Origin of the sequence: Pantoea sp. ACRSC (assembly GCF_022346785.1) — a bacterium.
Classification (GTDB): domain Bacteria; phylum Pseudomonadota; class Gammaproteobacteria; order Enterobacterales; family Enterobacteriaceae; genus Pantoea; species Pantoea alvi.
Window position 1 is genome coordinate 50366 of record NZ_JAKRNN010000006.1, and the last position, 17935, is coordinate 68300.

Annotated in this window: 19 protein-coding genes and 1 other annotated feature (1 of these 20 only partly in view); of the genes, 12 read left to right on the forward strand and 7 right to left on the reverse strand. The window is 59.5% G+C overall.

The window, feature by feature from the left end:
• Positions 1–65 precede the first annotated feature (65 nt).
• Positions 66–1097 carry a 16S rRNA (guanine(1207)-N(2))-methyltransferase RsmC gene (rsmC, locus tag MHZ97_RS08450; protein WP_103793877.1) on the reverse strand — a complete coding sequence of 344 codons (1032 nt, stop codon included), beginning with the start codon at positions 1095–1097 and terminating at the stop codon, positions 66–68.
• 107 nt (positions 1098–1204) lie between these two features.
• Between rsmC and MHZ97_RS08455 the strand changes: the two genes are divergently transcribed.
• Genes MHZ97_RS08455 through yjjG form a run of 3 tightly spaced genes read left to right on the forward strand, consistent with a single transcriptional unit; the run spans position 1205 to position 2725 of the window.
• On the forward strand, positions 1205–1615 hold the full coding sequence (locus tag MHZ97_RS08455; RefSeq protein ID WP_103793878.1) for a DNA polymerase III subunit psi: 411 nt from the start codon (positions 1205–1207) through the stop codon (positions 1613–1615).
• Positions 1587–2027, forward strand: coding sequence for a ribosomal protein S18-alanine N-acetyltransferase (rimI, locus tag MHZ97_RS08460; RefSeq protein WP_033749390.1), 441 nt, complete (start codon positions 1587–1589; stop codon positions 2025–2027). The genes MHZ97_RS08455 and rimI overlap by 29 nt, the downstream gene beginning before the upstream one ends.
• Positions 2028–2044: 17 nt before the next feature.
• Positions 2045–2725 (forward strand): pyrimidine 5'-nucleotidase, encoded by a 681-nt coding sequence (gene yjjG / locus MHZ97_RS08465; protein ID WP_103793879.1) that lies wholly within the window; start codon positions 2045–2047, stop codon positions 2723–2725.
• A gap of 94 nt (positions 2726–2819) precedes the next feature.
• Here yjjG and MHZ97_RS08470 read toward each other — a convergent pair whose 3' ends face one another.
• Positions 2820–3479, reverse strand: coding sequence for a YtjB family periplasmic protein (locus tag MHZ97_RS08470; protein WP_103793880.1), 660 nt, complete (start codon positions 3477–3479; stop codon positions 2820–2822).
• A gap of 107 nt (positions 3480–3586) precedes the next feature.
• On the opposite strand from MHZ97_RS08470, the gene serB reads away from it, so the two are divergent.
• From serB to nadR, 3 genes are read left to right on the forward strand one after another with little or no spacing between them, the layout of a single operon-like run.
• Complete coding sequence (serB, locus tag MHZ97_RS08475; RefSeq protein WP_103793881.1) at positions 3587–4564, forward strand: phosphoserine phosphatase; 978 nt, start codon at positions 3587–3589, stop codon at positions 4562–4564.
• Between the two features lie 10 nt (positions 4565–4574).
• Positions 4575–5957 carry a DNA repair protein RadA gene (gene radA, locus MHZ97_RS08480; protein WP_033749394.1) on the forward strand — a complete coding sequence of 461 codons (1383 nt, stop codon included), beginning with the start codon at positions 4575–4577 and terminating at the stop codon, positions 5955–5957.
• A 50-nt stretch (positions 5958–6007) separates the two neighbouring features.
• Complete coding sequence (gene nadR / locus MHZ97_RS08485) at positions 6008–7240, forward strand: multifunctional transcriptional regulator/nicotinamide-nucleotide adenylyltransferase/ribosylnicotinamide kinase NadR (RefSeq protein WP_103793882.1); 1233 nt, start codon at positions 6008–6010, stop codon at positions 7238–7240.
• Between the two features lie 212 nt (positions 7241–7452).
• On the opposite strand, the gene ettA is transcribed toward nadR, so the two are convergent.
• The gene (ettA, locus tag MHZ97_RS08490; protein ID WP_103793883.1) at positions 7453–9120 is read right to left on the reverse strand and encodes an energy-dependent translational throttle protein EttA; all 1668 of its coding nucleotides are present in this window, start codon (positions 9118–9120) and stop codon (positions 7453–7455) included.
• A 133-nt stretch (positions 9121–9253) separates the two neighbouring features.
• A complete protein-coding gene (gene deoR, locus MHZ97_RS08495) occupies positions 9254–10027 on the reverse strand; it encodes a DNA-binding transcriptional repressor DeoR (protein ID WP_239314323.1) in 774 nt (257 codons plus the stop codon).
• 352 nt (positions 10028–10379) lie between these two features.
• Between deoR and sltY the strand changes: the two genes are divergently transcribed.
• Positions 10380–12299, forward strand: a complete 1920-nt coding sequence (gene sltY / locus MHZ97_RS08500; RefSeq protein ID WP_239314324.1) for a murein transglycosylase — start codon at positions 10380–10382, stop codon at positions 12297–12299.
• A gap of 45 nt (positions 12300–12344) precedes the next feature.
• Positions 12345–12692 carry a trp operon repressor gene (gene trpR / locus MHZ97_RS08505; RefSeq protein ID WP_103793886.1) on the forward strand — a complete coding sequence of 116 codons (348 nt, stop codon included), beginning with the start codon at positions 12345–12347 and terminating at the stop codon, positions 12690–12692.
• Here trpR and yjjX read toward each other — a convergent pair.
• The gene (yjjX, locus tag MHZ97_RS08510) at positions 12667–13185 is read right to left on the reverse strand and encodes an inosine/xanthosine triphosphatase (protein WP_239314325.1); all 519 of its coding nucleotides are present in this window, start codon (positions 13183–13185) and stop codon (positions 12667–12669) included. The two genes, trpR and yjjX, sit on opposite strands and share 26 nt — an antisense overlap.
• Before the next feature lie 51 nt (positions 13186–13236).
• On the opposite strand from yjjX, the gene gpmB reads away from it, so the two are divergent.
• Positions 13237–13884 (forward strand): 2,3-diphosphoglycerate-dependent phosphoglycerate mutase GpmB, encoded by a 648-nt coding sequence (gpmB, locus tag MHZ97_RS08515; protein WP_239314326.1) that lies wholly within the window; start codon positions 13237–13239, stop codon positions 13882–13884.
• A 34-nt stretch (positions 13885–13918) separates the two neighbouring features.
• Here gpmB and robA read toward each other — a convergent pair whose 3' ends face one another.
• The gene (robA, locus tag MHZ97_RS08520; protein ID WP_103793889.1) at positions 13919–14797 is read right to left on the reverse strand and encodes an MDR efflux pump AcrAB transcriptional activator RobA; all 879 of its coding nucleotides are present in this window, start codon (positions 14795–14797) and stop codon (positions 13919–13921) included.
• Positions 14798–14990: 193 nt separating this feature from the next.
• On the opposite strand from robA, the gene creA reads away from it, so the two are divergent.
• Positions 14991–15467: a protein CreA gene (gene creA / locus MHZ97_RS08525; RefSeq protein WP_103793890.1), complete on the forward strand. Its 477-nt coding sequence runs from the start codon at positions 14991–14993 to the stop codon at positions 15465–15467.
• A gap of 142 nt (positions 15468–15609) precedes the next feature.
• Here creA and arcA read toward each other — a convergent pair whose 3' ends face one another.
• The gene (gene arcA / locus MHZ97_RS08530) at positions 15610–16326 is read right to left on the reverse strand and encodes a two-component system response regulator ArcA (protein WP_033749412.1); all 717 of its coding nucleotides are present in this window, start codon (positions 16324–16326) and stop codon (positions 15610–15612) included.
• 608 nt (positions 16327–16934) lie between these two features.
• Here arcA and MHZ97_RS08535 point away from each other — a divergent pair.
• Entirely contained in the window at positions 16935–17630 is a 696-nt protein-coding gene (locus tag MHZ97_RS08535; protein WP_239314327.1) for a tRNA/rRNA methyltransferase, read from the forward strand.
• A gap of 195 nt (positions 17631–17825) precedes the next feature.
• A complete protein-coding gene (gene thrL / locus MHZ97_RS22420) occupies positions 17826–17897 on the forward strand; it encodes a thr operon leader peptide (RefSeq protein ID WP_127908399.1) in 72 nt (23 codons plus the stop codon).
• Positions 17836–17935 (forward strand) — a sequence feature (Thr leader region) (it continues 18 nt past the right edge of the window). (Overlaps the previous gene by 62 nt.)

The following is a 17935-nucleotide window of genomic DNA, read 5'->3' on the forward strand; positions in this document are numbered from 1 at the left end:
CAACAGATATTTCGCGACGGCGAATCGACTGCTGTAAAAAGCAACGTTTTCACCGTCGCCGCTGCTTAGCGTGACTTCGCGCCGCGGCCGTAAACGGCGCGGTAAACCTTGAAGCGTCCGTTTTGCGCCAGCACTTCATGGCTGCCGAAGGTCTCGTCCAGCACCTGCGGGTAGGGCAGGAAGGCGTTGGCGACAATGCGCAGCTCGCCGCCGGTATTGAGGTGCTTCACCGCGCCGCGGATCAGGGCCTGCGCCGCGTCCAGGCTGGTTTCGCGCCCTTCGTGGAACGGCGGGTTCGAGAGGATCAGATCGAAGCGGCCGGTGACGTCGGAGAAGACGTTGCTCGGGAAAACCTCGCCCTCGAAGCCGTTAATCGCCAGCGTCGCCTTGCTCGCCTCAATCGCCGCGGCGTGTACGTCGCACAGGGTCAGGCGCACTTTCGGCGAGTGGTTGGCCAGCACCGCCGCCAGCACGCCCGAGCCGCAGCCGATATCCAGCACTTTGCCTTTGGTGTGCGGCGCCAGGGTGGTGAGCAGCAGGGCGCTGCCGATATCGAGATCGTCGCGGCTGAAGACGCCCGGCAGGGTGCAGATGGTCAGCGGATCGAGATCGTAGCTGTCGCGGAAGCTATCGGCGTCAAACGTCGGCTGGCTTTCCAGACGGCCGTGATAGAGGCCGCAGCGGCGCGCGCTGTCGATTTTTTCCAGCGTCGCCCACTCTTCGACCATGCCTTCGGCGCTGCGCACGCCGCTGCGGTTTTCGCCCACGACGAAAATATCGCAGCCCAGCGGCAGCAGCGACAGCAGATTCATCAGCTGGAACAAGGCTTCCGGCTTGTTTTTCGGCCAGTAGTAGACCAGCGTATCGCAGCCTTCTACCTCTTCCTGCGTTGCCACCAGACCGTAGCGCGCCCGGTCGCCCAGACGGCGACTCAGATTTTGCCAGTGATGATACTGCTGGGTATGCGCGCGCGATGAGGCGGTCTCCAGCTGAGCGGGCAGGTCATCCTGCATATCGCCAGCGAACAAGACGTGGCGGGCGGTAAATTCATCACTGTGGCGCAGTATGACTTCGCTGGCCGGGGTAAAAGCAGACATGAAAGGCTCCTGTTAGATCAGAGCGGCGATTATAGTGGTTTGTTGGCGCATGTTCGATGGGTTTGCTAGCATAGCGTCGCATTCCGGCAGCACATCAAAGGTAAATCATGACGTCCAGGCGCGACTGGCTGTTACAGCAAATGGGAATAACGCAGTATCAACTGCGACGCCCGCGCGTGCTTCAGGGCGAAATCGCGGTGCGGCTGACGCCAGGCACAAAGCTGATTATCGTCGCCGAGGTCGCGCCCGGCCTGCACGAGCCGCTGGTGCGGGACGTTCTGCACGCCCTCGCCATCCAGCCTGCCCAGGTGATGGCGCTGACGCCCGATCAGCTGCAGATGCTGCCCGAATCGCTCGACTGCGCGGGCTGGCTGATCGGCATCGACGTGCCGCACCCCTTTAGCGGCGTCGCGCTTCACTCAGCCTCTTTAAATGAACTTTCCAGCAGCGGCGCGGCGAAACGCGCGCTCTGGCAACAGATGTGTAACCATGACAGCGATCTCTTTCCTCACCCCTGAGGACACCGCACAGGCTTTCGCCATCGAGTGCCGCAGCCACGCTTTTCCCTGGCGCGAACAGACCTTCGCCAGTAACCAGGGCGAGCGTTTTCTTAACTATCGCCTCGACGTCGACGGCGTGATGGCCGCCTTCGCCATTACCCAAGTGGTGCTGGATGAGGCGTCGCTGTTTAATATCGCCGTCGATCCCGCTTTTCAGCGGCGCGGCTACGGTCGCCAGCTGCTGCAGCATCTTATCGCTGAGCTGGAGAAACGCGACGTCATGACGCTCTGGCTGGAGGTCCGCGCCTCTAATCATCCCGCTATCGCCCTCTACGAGCAGCTCGACTTTCATCAGGTCAGCCGCCGTCCCAACTACTATCCCACCGCCAGCGGACGTGAAGACGCCATCATTATGGCGCTGACGCTGTAGGCTTTTAAGGAGCTGTAATGTTAAAAGACTGGGATTGCATCCTGTTCGATGCCGATGACACCCTTTTTCATTTTGACGCGTTCGCCGGCCTGCAGCGTCTCTTCGCCGGCTATGATGTTCAGTTCACCGATCAGGATTACGCCGACTACCAGGCGATCAACAAACCGCTGTGGGTCGATTATCAGAACGGCGCAATCTCCGCGCTGCAGCTGCAGACGCGACGTTTTACCGGCTGGGCGGAAAAGCTGAGCGTGGCGCCTGACGTGCTTAACAGCGGCTTCCTTAGCGCCATGTCGGAAATCTGCATGCCGCTGGAAGGGGCGGTCAGCCTGATGCATGCGCTGCACAACAAGGTGCCGATGGGCATTATCACCAACGGCTTTACCGCGCTGCAGCAGGCGCGCCTGGAGCGTACCGGCTTTCGCGACTACTTCTCGACGCTGGTGATCTCTGAGCAGGTCGGCGTGCCGAAGCCGGATGCGGCTATTTTCGACTACGCGCTGGAGCAGATGGGTAACCCGGATCGCAGCCGCGTGCTGATGGTGGGCGATACGCCGGAGTCCGATATTCTCGGCGGCATGAACGCCGGTTTAAAAACCTGCTGGATCGATCACGGTACGCGACCGCTGCCAGAGACGATTCACCCCACCTGGACGGTCAGGTCGCTGAGCGAGCTAAAGGCGCTGCTGCTCGCCTGAGTCTCTGTTCCCCCTGGCGCAGCAAAGGCCCGTTTAACGGGCCTTTTTGCCGGTAGCATTCATTCAGGGAGCTGTTCGCCCGCGCGCAGCCTGTTTAAGGCGTCGGATCCTTGTTTTCACCCTCATCGTCCCCATCTTCTTTAACCGGCGTGCTGGCGGTCAGCAGAAACGGCGACTGCTGCCAGCGGGTGCGGCGATCGCGCAGCAGGGTGCGTGACAGAATAATGCCGATGGCCAGCGCCAGCAGCATCATCAGGCGCAAAATATTGGTGGTGTTGTCCACCTGGCGCGACTCGGTGACCAGCACGTGGGTATCGAGCGTTACGCGCAGGAAGCCAAGGGGGCCGTCGCTGTTGCCGAGCGGCTCCACCAGCTGATGGTTGAAGTAGCTGCCGGCGCGCTTGCCGTCGAGCGCGAGGCGATCGCGCACGTTGATGTTTTCGCCGCTGTGCGCCACCAGGCTGCCGTCGTCGGCGTAAACCGAAGCGTCAAGAATGCGGCTGTTGGTGGTCATCTGGTTGAGGATAGCTTCAATCTGGCTGCGGTTATCGTCGCTGTTATCCATCAGCGGCGACAGGCTAAAGGCGACCTGCTTCGTCAGGGTCTGCGCCAGCTCTTCGACCTGCTCGGAGCGCGCCATCTGATGGCCGAGGCTGAACCAGGAGGCGCCCTGCATCAGAACGACCAGCAGCGCCAGCGAGATCAGCACAATCACCGTGCGGTGTAAGCGAAATTTCAGTGCCCTTTTAGCCATCGATAACCTGTGTTACGTCACAACAGAAACCAGGAGATTATGTTGCCAGAAGCGGCGCAGACAAGGTAGCCTCTTGCGTGGTTTTGTTGTCCCCTACAGGAGCTCTGATGCTGAACCGTCTTACCTGGTGCGATCTGCCCGCCGACCTCTCCGAATGGCCGGGTTTACCCCTTTCCCTTAGCGGCGATGAAGTCATGCCGCTGGACTACCGTGCCGGTCGGACCGGCTGGCTGCTCTATGGCCGTGACCTGACCAAACAGCAGCTTACCGACTATCAGCATCAGTTAGGCGCGGCGATGGTGATCGTCAGCGCCTGGCGCATCGACGACTATCAGGTGGTACGGCTGGCCGGTTCGCTGACGCCGCGCGCCACGAAGCTGGCGCATGAAAATGGTCTCGACGTGGCGCCGCTCGGCAAGATCCCGCATCTGAAAACGCCGGGCCTGCTGGTGATGGACATGGACTCCACCGCGATTGAGATTGAGTGCATCGACGAGATCGCCAAACTGGCGGGCAGCGGCGAGCTGGTGGCGGAAGTCACCGAGCGCGCAATGCGCGGCGAGCTGGACTTCGCCGCCAGTCTGCGCCAGCGCGTGGCGACGCTGAAAGGCGCGGACGCCAATATTCTGAAGCAGGTGCGCGACGCGCTGCCGCTGATGCCGGGACTCACCGAGCTGGTGCAGAAGCTGCAGGCGCTGGGCTGGCAGGTGGCGATCGCCTCTGGCGGATTTACCTATTTCGCTGAATACCTGCGCGACAGGCTGCATCTGGCCCACGTTGCCGCCAACGAACTCGAGATGCGCGACGGCAAGCTGACCGGCGAAGTGCTGGGACAAATTGTCGACGCGCAATACAAAGCGGATACCCTGAAGAAGCTGGCGCAGCGTTTCGACATCGCGCCGGAGCAAACCGTCGCTATCGGCGACGGCGCCAACGACCTGCCGATGATTAAGGCCGCGGCGCTGGGTATCGCTTATCATGCTAAACCCAAAGTGAATGAGCAGACGCAGGTTACTATCCGTCACGCCGATTTGATGGGGGTGTTTTGCATCCTCAGCGGCAGCCTGATTCACGAAGAGCGTTAGAGGTACTGATTTGGCCAAAGCGGCAAAACGCGCCTTCGTTTGTAACGAATGCGGCGCAGATTATCCCCGCTGGCAGGGGCAATGCAGCGCCTGCCACGCCTGGAACACCATCACCGAAGTGCGTATTGCGGCGTCGCCGGCGGCGGCGCGCAATGAGCGCCTGAGCGGCTACGCCGGCAGCGCAGGCGTCAGCCGGGTGCAGAAGCTGTCGGAAATCAGCCTGGAGGCGCTGCCGCGCTTCTCGACCGGCTTCAAAGAGTTTGACCGCGTGCTGGGCGGCGGCGTGGTGCCGGGCAGCGCCATCCTGATTGGCGGTAACCCCGGCGCGGGGAAATCGACGCTGCTGCTGCAGGTGATGTGCCGCCTGGCGCAGGAGATGAAAACCCTCTACGTCACCGGCGAAGAGTCGCTGCAGCAGGTAGCGATGCGCGCGCACCGCCTCGGCCTGCCGAGCGAAAACCTCAATATGCTGTCGGAAACCAGCATCGAGCAGATCTGCCAGATCGCCGAGCAGGAAGAGCCGAAGCTGATGGTGATCGATTCCATCCAGGTGATGCACATGGCGGATATTCAGTCATCTCCTGGCAGCGTGGCGCAGGTGCGCGAAACCGCCGCCTATCTGACGCGCTTCGCGAAAACGCGCGGCGTGGCGATCGTGATGGTCGGCCACGTCACTAAAGATGGCTCGCTGGCGGGCCCAAAAGTGCTGGAGCACTGTATCGACTGTTCCGTGCTGCTGGACGGCGACGCCGACTCGCGCTTCCGCACGCTGCGCAGCCATAAAAACCGCTTCGGCGCGGTTAACGAACTGGGCGTGTTCGCCATGACCGAGCAGGGGATGCGCGAAGTCAGCAACCCGTCGGCGATCTTCCTGTCGCGCGGCGACGAGGTAACCTCCGGCAGCTCCGTTATGGTGGTATGGGAAGGCACGCGTCCGCTGCTGGTGGAGATCCAGGCGTTGGTCGATCACTCAATGATGGGCAACCCGCGCCGCGTTGCGGTGGGTCTGGAGCAGAACCGTCTGGCGATTCTGCTGGCGGTGCTGCATCGTCATGGCGGCCTGCAGATGGCCGATCAGGATGTCTTCGTCAACGTGGTGGGCGGCGTCAAGGTCACCGAGACCAGCGCCGATCTGGCGCTGCTGCTGGCGATGGTCTCAAGCCTGCGCGATCGTCCGCTGCCGCAGGACCTGGTGATCTTCGGCGAGGTAGGGCTGGCGGGGGAGATCCGTCCGGTGCCGAGCGGGCAGGAGCGTATCTCCGAAGCGGCCAAGCACGGCTTCAAACGCGCTATCGTGCCGGCCGGCAACGCGCCGAAGAAAGCGGTCGACGGCATGAAGGTTTACAGCGCGAAGAAACTGGCGGACGCGCTGGCGATACTGGATGAGCTTTAAAGGCTGAGCGGGTAAACTCGCAGGCAACTTCAATCCATGCAGGAGGCAGCATGACGTCGTTCGACTATCTGAAAACCGCCATTCGCCAGCAGGGGCATACCCTGCAGCAGGTGGCCGACGCCAGCGGGATGACCAAGGGTTATTTGAGCCAGCTGCTCAACGCCAAAATTAAAAGTCCGAGCGCGCAAAAACTGGAGGCGCTGCATCGCTTTTTGGGGCTGGAGTTTCCGCGCCGCGATAAAACCGTCGGCGTAGTGTTCGGCAAGTTCTACCCGCTGCACACCGGCCATATTTACCTTATCCAGCGCGCCTGCAGCCAGGTCGACGAGCTGCATATTATTATGGGCCACGACGAGCCGCGCGATCGGGCGCTGTTTGAGAACAGCGCCATGTCGCAGCAGCCAACCATCAGCGATCGGCTGCGCTGGCTGCTGCAAACCTTTAAGTACCAGAAAAACATCCGTATTCACTCCTTCAACGAAGAGGGCATCGAGCCCTATCCGCACGGCTGGGACGTCTGGAGTGAAGGGGTGAAAACCTTTCTCAGCGATCAGGGCATCGCCCCTGACTGCATCTATACCAGCGAAACCGCGGATGCGGAGATGTATCAACAGCATCTGGGCGTACGCACCGTGCTGGTCGATCCCGCGCGATCCTTTATGAATATCAGCGGCGCGCAGATCCGTCAGGATCCCTTTCGCTACTGGGAATATATTCCCACCGAGGTTAAGCCCTTTTTCGTGCGCACCGTCGCCGTGCTCGGCGGAGAATCCAGCGGCAAATCGACGCTGGTCAACAAGCTCGCCAATATTTTCAATACCACCAGCGCCTGGGAATATGGCCGCGACTACGTCTTCTCTCACCTCGGCGGCGACGAGATGGCGCTGCAATATTCCGACTACGACAAGATCGCGCTCGGCCAGGCGCAGTACATCGACTTTGCGGTGAAATACGCCAATAAAGTCGCCTTTATCGACACCGACTTTATCACCACCCAGGCGTTCTGCCTGAAGTATGAAGGTCGGGAGCACCCCTTTGTGCAGGCGCTGATCGACGAATACCGTTTCGACCTGGTGATCCTGCTGGAGAATAACGTGCCCTGGGTGGCGGACGGCCTGCGCAGCCTGGGCAGCTCGGTGGATCGCCGCGAGTTCCAGTCAATGCTGGTTACTATGCTGCGGGAAAACAACGTCGACTTTGTGCACGTGCGCGAGGACGATTACGACACGCGTTTCCTGCGCTGTATCGAGCTGGTGAAAGAGATGATGGACGCCAAAGCATAAGGCCTTATTTATATTTAACGAGTCAGGGAGGCTGGCTCGTTAAATCTCTAAATTCGACGTCAAATAAACAGAGAATTATTGCCGGTTATAAATGCAATAAGCAGAGAATGAATTCAGCAAACCACGAAGGCTATCAGGGCCCTGTTGAAGCGTGGATAACGATAAAATAAAAGCGGTTCTAAATTTAAGGGCGCCTGGTGGCGCCCTTTTGATTACTTGGTAATACGCTTGTACTTGATACGCTTCGGCTCCAGCGCGTCGGCGCCGAGGGTGCGTTTCTTGTACTCTTCGTACTCGCTGAAGTTACCTTCGAAGAACTCCACCTTGCCCTCATCCTGATAGTCGAGGATATGGGTGGCGATACGGTCGAGGAACCAGCGGTCGTGCGAGATCACCATGGCGCAGCCCGGGAACTCCAGCAGGGCGTTTTCCAGCGCGCGCAGGGTTTCGATATCCAGGTCGTTGGTCGGTTCGTCAAGCAGCAGCAGGTTGCCGCCAACCTGCAGCAGTTTCGCCAGGTGCAGACGACCGCGCTCGCCGCCGGAGAGTTCGCCGACGCGTTTGCCCTGGTCGGTGCCTTTGAAGTTAAAGCGGCCAACGTAGGCGCGGCTCGGCATCTCGAAGGTGCCGATGCGCATCGTGTCCAGTCCGCCAGAGACTTCTTCCCACACGGTTTTTGAGTTATCCATCGCGTCGCGGAACTGATCGACCGACGCCAGCTTAACGGTTTCGCCCAGCTCGATGCTGCCGGAATCGGGCTGCTCCTGACCGGTCATCATGCGGAACAGGGTCGATTTACCTGCGCCGTTCGGACCGATGATGCCGACGATAGCGCCCTTCGGCACTGAGAAAGAGAGATTGTCGATCAGCACGCGGTCGCCGTAGGATTTGGTCAGGTTTTTCACCTCAACCACTTTGTCACCCAGGCGCGGACCCGGCGGAATAAAGAGTTCGCTGGTCTCGTTACGCTTCTGGTATTCGGTGCTGTTCAGCTCTTCGAAGCGGGCCAGACGGGCCTTGCCTTTCGACTGACGGCCTCTGGTACCCTGACGCACCCACTCCAGCTCTTTCTCGATCGATTTACGACGTGCGGCTTCGGCAGAGGCTTCCTGCGCCAGACGCTGATCTTTCTGCTCCAGCCAGGAAGAGTAGTTGCCTTCCCACGGAATGCCTTCGCCGCGGTCCAGCTCAAGGATCCAGCCCGCAACGTTATCGAGGAAGTAGCGGTCGTGGGTAATTGCCACGACGGTGCCTTCGAACTCGTGCAGGAAGCGTTCCAGCCAGGCCACGGACTCGGCGTCCAGGTGGTTGGTGGGTTCGTCCAGCAGCAGCATGTCTGGCTTTTCCAGCAGCAGACGGCACATCGCCACGCGGCGGCGCTCACCGCCGGAGAGGTTGCCGATTTTGGCGTCCCAGTCCGGCAGGCGCATCGCATCGGCGGCGCGCTCCAGCTGCGTTTCCAGGTTATGGCCGTCGTGCGCCTGAATAACCTCTTCCAGACGACCCTGTTCGGCCGCCAGCTTGTCGAAGTCGGCGTCCGGCTCGGCGTAGAGCGCATAAACCTCGTCCAGACGCTTCAGCGCGCCGACCACTTCGGAGACCGCTTCTTCAATAGATTCGCGTACTGTCTGTTCCGGGTTGAGCTGCGGCTCCTGCGGCAGATAACCCACTTTGATGCCCGGCTGCGGGCGCGCTTCACCTTCGATATCTTTATCGATGCCCGCCATGATGCGCAGCAGCGTGGATTTACCCGCGCCGTTCAGGCCGAGCACGCCGATTTTCGCGCCCGGGAAAAAGCTAAGGGAGATGTTCTTTAGAATATGACGCTTCGGCGGAACCACTTTGCCGACGCGATGCATGCTATAGACGAATTGAGCCACGTTGTAATGAGCCTCTGATTCTGGTGGGTGAATTAGTGACGAAGTTTAGCCTTTTTGCCTGGCTAATCCCAGCCGCGCGCCGGGATAATTCCGGGCGGACGGCGTTGTTACGCGTAAAAAGAAAAGGCGGGGGTCAGACCGCATCGGGCAGACGCAGCGGCAGCGGCTGCTGCGCCAGCCACTCCGCCAGCGCCTTGTCCGGTGCGCTGTCGCTCACCAGCAGGTCAAAGCGGCGCAGCTCGCCGATGCGGGCGGGCAGCACCTTGCCGAACTTGCTGCTGTCCGCCACCAGAACGCGCTGGCGCGCGCGCAGCATGGCGTGATGCTTCATCGCCAGTTCGTTGAGGTTGTAACAGGTCGCGCCCTGTTCTCTGTCGATGCCCGCCGCCGAGATAAACGCCAGCGTCGGGCAGAGATCGTCAAGAATTGAATGTGCGCCGATCGGTGTGAACAGGGCGTTATCGGCATGAAACTCGCCGCCGCTCAGAATAACGTTGCAGGCCGGTTTTTCTTTTAGCGCCAGGAAAGTATTCATGGCGCAGCAGATAGCGGTAAAGGGGAGATCCTCGGGCAGGGCGTCGACAATATAGGGAATGGTGGTGCCGCAGTCGAAAAAGACCGTATCGTTCTCGCCGATCAGGCTGGCGGCGGCCTGCGCCAGGCGCTGCTTTTTCGCCGCGTTCTGTCCATGCTGATCCGAAACGAAATAGTGGCCGCCATGATTTTTTGGATCGCTGACGATATAGCCGCCCAGCAGCACGACGGTAGATGCCGGCTCGCTGAGATCGCGTCGAATCGTCATCTCTGAAACACCCAGCAGCTGCGCGGCGTCTTTCAGATGCAGCTTGTCAGTGCGTTTCAGCGCCAGGGTCAGTTTCTGAATGCGTTCGTCGCGCCGGGTTTCCATAGAGGTCTCTGTCGTGGTTGATAGCCGAAAGTGATGCGCAGTGGAGAGGAGAGCGCATCAGGATGAACAGCGATAATTGCCGCAATTTTAAGGCGTTGCGCGCACTCAGGCCGGCAGACGATCAATCTTACCCGCAATCAGATCGCCCCGCAAACGCCGCCATGCTCGCCCTATATTTACACGGTTTCTCAACGGCGTGTCATCCTCCCGTCGCAGCCTGCGACCCGCTTTTAGCCAGCCTTGCGCGCCGCGCTGCGTAAATTTTGTGAAGAACATGGCAAGAGCGGGTTCCCCTGGTTAGCATGAAGAATGCCTGGCACGCAGCCGGAGAGCAGCAACAGAGGAGATTTTCGTGGAGAAGTGGCGTAACTGGATGATAGGGATCTGTCTGGCCGGAGCGGCCAGCAGCGCGTGGGCAGACTCGCTGGATCAGCAGCGGGAACGTTATCAACAGATTAAACAGGCGTGGGACAGCAACCAGATGGCGACGGTCGAGCAGCTGCTGCCGACGCTGCAGGATTACCCGCTTTACCCTTACCTGCAGTACCGCCTGCTGGCGCAGGACCTCGATCAGGAAACACCGCTCGCCGTTAAAAACTTTATCCAGCAATATCCCACGCTGCCGCCGGCGCGCTCGCTGAAAACCCGCTTCGTCAACGTGCTGGCGCACCGTCAGGACTGGCAGGGCATTCTGAGCTTTAGCCCGGAAGCGCCGACGCCGGTACAGGCGCGCTGCAACTGGCTCTACGCCAAATGGGCCACGGGCGCGCAGCAGCAGGCGTTTGAGGGCGCGAAGGCGATCTGGCTGCGCGGCACCGCGCTGCCCAACGACTGCGATCGCCTCTTCTCCGTCTGGCAATCCTCTGGCCAGATGTCGCCGATTACCGTGCTGGAGCGCATTCGGCTGGCGATGAAGGCGGGCAACGACAGCCTGGTGAGCTTCCTGGCAAAAACCCTGCCGGAAGATTACCAGACCATCGCCACGGGCGTGCTCGCCTTGCAGAGCGATCCTCAGACGGTAGTGAACTTCGCACAGACGGTCGGCCCGACCGATTTTACCCGCCAGGCAACCCTCTACGCCTTTACCCGCGTTGCGCGCGCCGATATGGAGAATGCACGCAGCATGATCCCGCTGCTGGTGCGTGGCCAGAAGATGGAGGCGGATGACGAGCAGGCGCTGAAGGAGATCGTGGTCTGGCGCATGATGGGCAGCGATTTAACCTCGGAGCAGGCGCGCTGGCGCGATGCCGTGGTGATGAACAGCCAGTCGACGGCGCTGATCGAGCGACGCGTGCGTCTGGCGCTGTCGCAAAACGATCGCCGCGGCCTGAATACCTGGATCGCGCGTCTGCCGCTTGAGGCGAAAGAGAAAGATGAGTGGCAGTACTGGCAGGCCGATCTGCTCTACGCGCAGGGGCGTAAAGAGGAGGCGGACGAGATCCTGCATAAGCTGATGCAGGCGCGCGGCTTCTATCCGATGGTGGCGGCGCAGCGGCTGGGCGTGAAGTACCCGCTGCAGATCGACGAGGCGCCAAAGCCCGACAGCGCGACGGTGCAGGGGCCCGAGCTGGCGCGCGTGCGCGAGCTGATGTACTGGGGGCTGGATAACCTGGCGCGCAGCGAGTGGGCCAACCTGATCGCCAGCAAAAACCACACCCAGCAGCAGATGCTGGCGCGCTACGCCAACGAGCAGGACTGGTGGGATCTCAGCGTGCAGGCGACCATCACGGCGAAGATGTGGGACAGCCTGAAAGAGCGCTTCCCGCTGGCGTGGGAGAGCTTCTATAAGAGCAATACCCGCGACAAAGGCATCTCGCCGAGCTACGCCATGGCGATTTCGCGTCAGGAGAGCGCCTGGAACCCGAAAGCGCGTTCGCCGGTCGGTGCCAGCGGCCTGATGCAGGTGATGCCGGCAACGGCGGCGCACACCGTGAAGATGTACAACATCCCCGGCTATATGAACAGCAACCAGCTGCTGGATCCGCAGACCAATATTCAGATCGGCACCCAGTATCTGGAGTATGTCTATCAGCAGTTCGGGCAGAACCGCATTTTCGCCTCGGCGGCCTATAATGCGGGGCCGGGTCGCGTGCGCAGCTGGCAGAACGTCAGCGCGGGCAATCTCGACGCGGTCGCCTTTATCGAGACCATTCCCTTCTCTGAAACGCGCGGCTACGTGAAAAACGTGCTGGCCTACGACGCCTACTATCGCCACTTTATGGGCGAGCCGGATAAGGTGCTGTCGGACAGCGAGTGGAACCGCCGCTACTAGCGTGTTATGCTTCCGTACTCGTTAGTGAGTACGGAAGCCTGTTTAATGACGCAATCTCCCGCCCGGTCGGCACAACAATCCCTTTCTGAAGACAACTGGCGGCGCTTTATCGCGCTGATGCAGCAGGCTTATGCCGATGACGTGGCGCTGCCTCTGCTGCAGCTGATGCTGACGCCGGACGAGCGCGAGGCGCTCGGTACAAGGCTGCGCATCGTCGAAGAGCTGATGAGCGGCACCATGAGCCAGCGCGAGCTGAAAAATGAACTGGGGGTCGGCATCGCCACCATTACGCGCGGGTCAAACAGCCTGAAAGAGGCGCCGCCTGAACTGCGGCGCTGGCTGGAGGGACGTCTGGGACGCGGCGGGCTCAGCGCTGATAAAGCGGATGAGTAAAGGGGCAGAGCGCCAGGATCAACGCCTGATGATAGACGCTGGAGCGCGTCAGCAGGCCGTGGGTGAAGGCGCCAATAGCGCCGCCTTGGTGTTTGATATTTTCCACGCCGGTTAGCCGCGCCATCTCATCGCCCAGCTCGCGTCCGGCGCGCAGGCCCGCCATCACCACCGGCGGCAGCGTAAAGCTGGCGGAACGTGACTCGCCGCGCTGGCTGGCATTCTCGACCACCATCCAGGCAAAGGCGCAATCCTCTTCAATACCGGCTTCGATCGCCACCCAGAAATCGGCCTCAGGCTCAGCCTGACGCGCATTGGCGACGCGCTGGCGTGCGCCGGTTCGCGTTTCCGCATCGCTCAGGGGCTGCGCCGCGACGCCGCTATCGACCTCGACCCCGCGAATATGGCAGGATCCTTCGCCGAAAACGTCGTTGAACGCCTGAGAGATTGCGCGAATTTTTGCCGGATTGATGGTGGCTGCGATAACCTGGTACATAATCTATTGAACCCTTTAGGCAAATTTGTCGCAGTATAACGGAAACTCAGCATGCTACAGGTCTATCTTGTTCGTCACGGTGAAACGGTATGGAATGCGCAGCGGCGCATTCAGGGACAATCCGACAGTCCGCTGACGGAGAAAGGAGAGCAACAGGCCCATCAGGTGGGCGAGCGCGTCAAACATCTTGGCATTACCCACGTTATCACCAGCGATCTGGGCCGCACGCAGCGTACCGCCGAGATTATCGCCGACGCCTGCGGCTGTTCGGTGACGCTGGAGCCGCGCCTGCGCGAGTTGAATATGGGGGTGCTGGAGAAGCGCCCGCTCGACGGGTTAAGCGAAGAGGAAGAGCGCTGGCGCAGCGCGCTGGTGGACGGCACGGTAGACGGCCGTATTCCGCAGGGCGAATCGATGGCGGAGATGGCGGCGCGTATGCACGAGGCGCTGAACGCCTGTCTGGCGCTGCCCGACGGCAGCCGGCCGCTGCTGGTCAGTCACGGTATGGCACTCGGCGTGCTGATCAGCACGATTCTTGGCCTGCCGGCCCATGCGGAGCGACGTCTGCGCCTGCGTAACTGCTCGATCTCGCGCGTCGATCACCAGCAGAGCGCCTGGCTGGCGCAAGGCTGGGTGGTGGAAACGGCAGGCGATATTTCGCATCTTGACGCGCCCGCGCTGGATGAGCTGCAGCGCTAAAAAAAATGCCGTCGCGATGACGGCATTTTAGCGATCAGCTCGCCTGCTGGCGGCGAATCGGGATGAGATATTCGCAGCGGATCTCTTTCGGCGGTTCGCTGCGCTTCTTGCCGCCGTGGGTGTAGAAGCGCTCGATATCCTGGCCCTGACGGCGCGTCAGGCCGAGCGTCGGCATGCAGGTGCCGTAGAGCAGCAGGATAAATTCCTGCAGTTCGTTGCGCGGGCCGTTATAGGTGAACTGCACATAGTCGCCCGCTTCCAGCAGCACGCTCTGGCCGGAGTGCAGGTTCATCGCCTGATCGGACGGCACGGCGGTGGTGTAGAGGATCTCCTGCTCGTCATCCTTCTCCTGGCTGGCGCGCACCTGATGCAGGCCGTATAGCACGGGCGGAACGGTGTCGGTTTCCAGCAGGAACTGCTTCCAGAAGTGAATGCGCATTTCGTCGCGGTAGCTGGAGATCTGCTCCAGGGTACAGCTATAGGTTTGCGTCTGTCCCACCAGCACGGTTTCCGGCAGCGTGACGAAGCTCGACTCCGGCATGCTGTTGTCGTCAAGGCGAATCGGCGGGCGAATGCCGAACGAATTCCATTCCGAGGAGCGGCGATACCACGCGGGCGTCTGGTTAAACTGCTTTTTAAAGGCGCGGGTAAAGGTCTGCTGGGAATCGAAACGATACTGCAGCGCGATATCCAGAATCGGGCGGCTGGTCAGGCGCAGCGCCACGGCCGCTTTAGACAGGCGCCGGGCGCGGATATAGGCGCCAATGGCGTGGCCCGTTACGTCTTTGAACATCCGTTGTAAATGCCATTTAGAATAACCCGCTTTCAGGGCAACGTTGTCCAGTGAAAGGGGCTGATCAAGATGGCTCTCCAGCCAGACAAGCAAATCTCGAATGATACCGGCTTGGTCCATAAAACATCCTCATACTCTCTGGGTGCGACTAACGCAGTCGCCGAATAATAGCACTAATTGCACATCAGGCGTGGGCAGCTTTGTTGGGAGATTGTGCCATGTCAATGTGGGATTAAACCGGTTCTGGTTTGGTCAACGCGGACAATTGCCAGTACATTACATGCTCGTCTATTAGGTTTGCAATGGTAACGCTATGACAATATCTCGCTTTTTCGCTGCTTCATTCGCTTCGCTGCTGCTGGCGTCGCCGGTTCTGGCCGAAGAGATCGGCTCGGTAGATACGGTATTTAAGATGTTTGGGCCCGATCATAAGATCGTGGTGGAGGCGTTCGACGATCCAGATGTAAAAAATGTAACCTGTTATATCAGCCGGGCGAAAACCGGCGGGATTAAGGGCGGTCTGGGTCTGGCGGAGGATACCGCCGACGCGGCGATCTCCTGCCAGCAGGTTGGGCCGGTCGAGCTGAGCGACGCTATCGCGCAGGGGAAAGCGCAGGGCGAGGTGGTGTTTAAGAAACGGACCTCGCTGGTGTTTAAAAAGCTGCAGGTGGTGCGTTTCTTCGATCAGAAGCGCCATGCGCTCATCTACCTGAGCTATTCCGACAGAGTGGTGGAGGGATCGCCGAAGAATGCGCTGAGCGCGGTGCCAATTATGCCGTGGCGGGAATAAAAAAGGCTCTCAGTGGGTTTTACCGGGGGGCAGCTAAGGTTAGCAAACGGGTAAGAGCCGTCGGGGAGTAAAGCGTCCCGCGACAGGGAGGTCGCGGGAAGAGCGAGCACACTGGCAGCCAGCCCTCGCTTGCGTCAGGTTTTTATTCCTGCAGGTCGCCGCAGAAGCGGTAGCCTTCGCCATGGATCGTGGCGATGATCTCCGGCGTATCCGGCGTAGATTCAAAGTGCTTACGAATGCGACGAATGGTGACGTCGACGGTGCGATCGTGCGGTTTCAGTTCGCGGCCGGTCATCTTCTTCAGCAGGTCGGCGCGGGTCTGAATTTTGCCAGGGTTTTCGCAGAAGTGCAGCATGGCGCGGAACTCGCTGCGCGGCAGCTTATACTGTTCGCCGTTCGGGCTGATTAGCGAGCGGCTGTTGATATCCAGCTCCCAGCCGTTGAACTTATAGCTTTCAACCTGACGGCGCTCTTCGCTCGGCATCGCCAGATTCATGGTGCGTGACAGCAGGTTGCGTGCGCGAATGGTCAGCTCACGCGGGTTGAAGGGTTTGGTGATGTAATCATCCGCGCCAATTTCCAGACCAAGGATTTTGTCCACTTCATTATCACGACCGGTCAGGAACATCAGCGCCACGTTTGCCTGCTCGCGCAGTTCGCGCGCCAGCAACAGGCCATTTTTACCTGGCAGGTTGATATCCATGATCACCAGGTTGACGTCGTTATCGGTCAGCACCTGATGCATTTCAGCGCCGTCGGTTGCCTCATACACGACATAACCTTCCGCCTCGAAAATGCTCTTGAGGGTGTTACGCGTGACCAGTTCGTCTTCAACGATAAGAATGTGTGGGGTCTGCATGTTTCGCTACCTAAAATTTGCCAACAAATCGAAAACAGGGCGTACGCGGTTATTCAGGCTCGCTAAAAGCGCGGTAAGTGGCGCTTAACCGTTGTACGAAATTATGTTCTTGATACACCATCTATCAACGTCAACAACAGTGTTAGCTCAGCCAGTCAGAATGAATATTGCCTGCCCCAGGAGAGAATCTTTTGGCGCATATCCTAACCGTATTAACAGCAACCTAACAGCACCAACAACAACCGATAAGCATAAAAACAACGCTTCGTTGACTTATATCAAATGCAATTGTAGCACGTTAACACTTATGTGAAAAACTTCTCTTGTAATGCAAGCTTAGCTCACAAAAAATATCAGTTTCACTACATATTCACAGGCTGTATAAGCAAATGACAATTTCAAAATGCGCAGACTTATCCTGCTGATTAGATGAAATTTTCAGGGGAAAATGTTAGTTATTGCCTGTCTGGATTGCATTACAAGCTCGCAGCGACGTTTATTTAATTTTAACATCGTTAACAAATTATTTTCTTAACACGCCAGATTCCGGCTTTAACAGCGGCGCATGGTACTATACGGGGCGATGTCAAAACACAAATGGAATAATCATGCGTTTCCCCCTTATTCTGGTTTCGCCCGCTCGGGCGGAAAATATTGGCGCAGCGGCGCGGGCGATGAAAACCATGGGCTTTAGCGAGCTGCGCATCGTCGCCAGCGACGCCTGGCAAGATCCCGCCGCGCGCCGGGTCGCGCACGGCGCCGGAGAGATCCTGGATAACCTGCGCACCTTCGACACCCTGAGCGACGCGCTGGCCGATATCGACTTCTCCGTCGCCACCACAGCGCGCAGCCGCGCCAGATTCCGCTACTACGCCACGCCGCAGCAGGTGGAAGCGCAGCTGCTGGAGAAGCGTCAGTGGGTGAACAGCATGGCGTTGGTCTTTGGGCGCGAGGATAGCGGACTCACCAATGAAGAGCTGGACCAGGTCGATCTGCTTACCGGCATTCCGATGGCGCAGGATTATCCCTCGCTCAACCTCGGCCAGGCGGTGATGGTTTACTGCTATCAGCTTTCCGCGCTTAATCGCGTAGCGCCGCCCGCCGCACCGCAGGCGGACGCCCGGCAGCTGGAGGCGCTGCGCCACCGTTTTGAGCAGCTGCTGCAGACGCTTGAGGTCAGCGACGATCGCAAAATGGCCGACTGGATCGATCAGCGCATCGGCCTGCTGGAGCAGCGCGACAGCGCCATGCTGCATCGCCTGCTGCATGATGTAGAAAAAAAACTTATAGATAAATCTTCCTGAAAAATCGTCTTTCGCAGCGGCTGATCGCAAAAAGCGCGGGACAGGCAAACGATTCTGCAGGCGTTTTGCCGATCGGCACGCAGCAGTGCGCAGCGGCGAAAAACGGGCCGCCGGACAAATTCGTTGACTTGACCGGCGCTTTGCTTTACTTCTGGAAAGCAGACAGACTCTAAAAGACAGACAGAAAAAATCTCAATGCGTAACTCAACCAGCCTGAACATCACCATTATTACAACCACCATTACCACGGGTAAAGGTGCGGGCTGACGCATACAGGAAAAACAGAAAAAAGCCCGCACCTGAAC

Excerpts from the sequence above, each read along its gene's own strand:
- rsmC (WP_103793877.1), bottom strand. The coding sequence starts at position 1,097 with ATGTCTGCTTTTACCCCGGCCAGCGAAGTCATACTGCGCCACAGTGAT.
- MHZ97_RS08455 (WP_103793878.1), top strand. The coding sequence starts at position 1,205 with ATGACGTCCAGGCGCGACTGGCTGTTACAGCAAATGGGAATAACGCAG.
- rimI (WP_033749390.1), top strand. The coding sequence starts at position 1,587 with ATGACAGCGATCTCTTTCCTCACCCCTGAGGACACCGCACAGGCTTTC.
- yjjG (WP_103793879.1), top strand. The coding sequence starts at position 2,045 with ATGTTAAAAGACTGGGATTGCATCCTGTTCGATGCCGATGACACCCTT.
- MHZ97_RS08470 (WP_103793880.1), bottom strand. The coding sequence starts at position 3,479 with ATGGCTAAAAGGGCACTGAAATTTCGCTTACACCGCACGGTGATTGTG.
- serB (WP_103793881.1), top strand. The coding sequence starts at position 3,587 with ATGCTGAACCGTCTTACCTGGTGCGATCTGCCCGCCGACCTCTCCGAA.
- nadR (WP_103793882.1), top strand. The coding sequence starts at position 6,008 with ATGACGTCGTTCGACTATCTGAAAACCGCCATTCGCCAGCAGGGGCAT.
- deoR (WP_239314323.1), bottom strand. The coding sequence starts at position 10,027 with ATGGAAACCCGGCGCGACGAACGCATTCAGAAACTGACCCTGGCGCTG.
- trpR (WP_103793886.1), top strand. The coding sequence starts at position 12,345 with ATGACGCAATCTCCCGCCCGGTCGGCACAACAATCCCTTTCTGAAGAC.
- yjjX (WP_239314325.1), bottom strand. The coding sequence starts at position 13,185 with ATGTACCAGGTTATCGCAGCCACCATCAATCCGGCAAAAATTCGCGCA.
- gpmB (WP_239314326.1), top strand. The coding sequence starts at position 13,237 with ATGCTACAGGTCTATCTTGTTCGTCACGGTGAAACGGTATGGAATGCG.
- robA (WP_103793889.1), bottom strand. The coding sequence starts at position 14,797 with ATGGACCAAGCCGGTATCATTCGAGATTTGCTTGTCTGGCTGGAGAGC.
- creA (WP_103793890.1), top strand. The coding sequence starts at position 14,991 with ATGACAATATCTCGCTTTTTCGCTGCTTCATTCGCTTCGCTGCTGCTG.
- arcA (WP_033749412.1), bottom strand. The coding sequence starts at position 16,326 with ATGCAGACCCCACACATTCTTATCGTTGAAGACGAACTGGTCACGCGT.
- MHZ97_RS08535 (WP_239314327.1), top strand. The coding sequence starts at position 16,935 with ATGCGTTTCCCCCTTATTCTGGTTTCGCCCGCTCGGGCGGAAAATATT.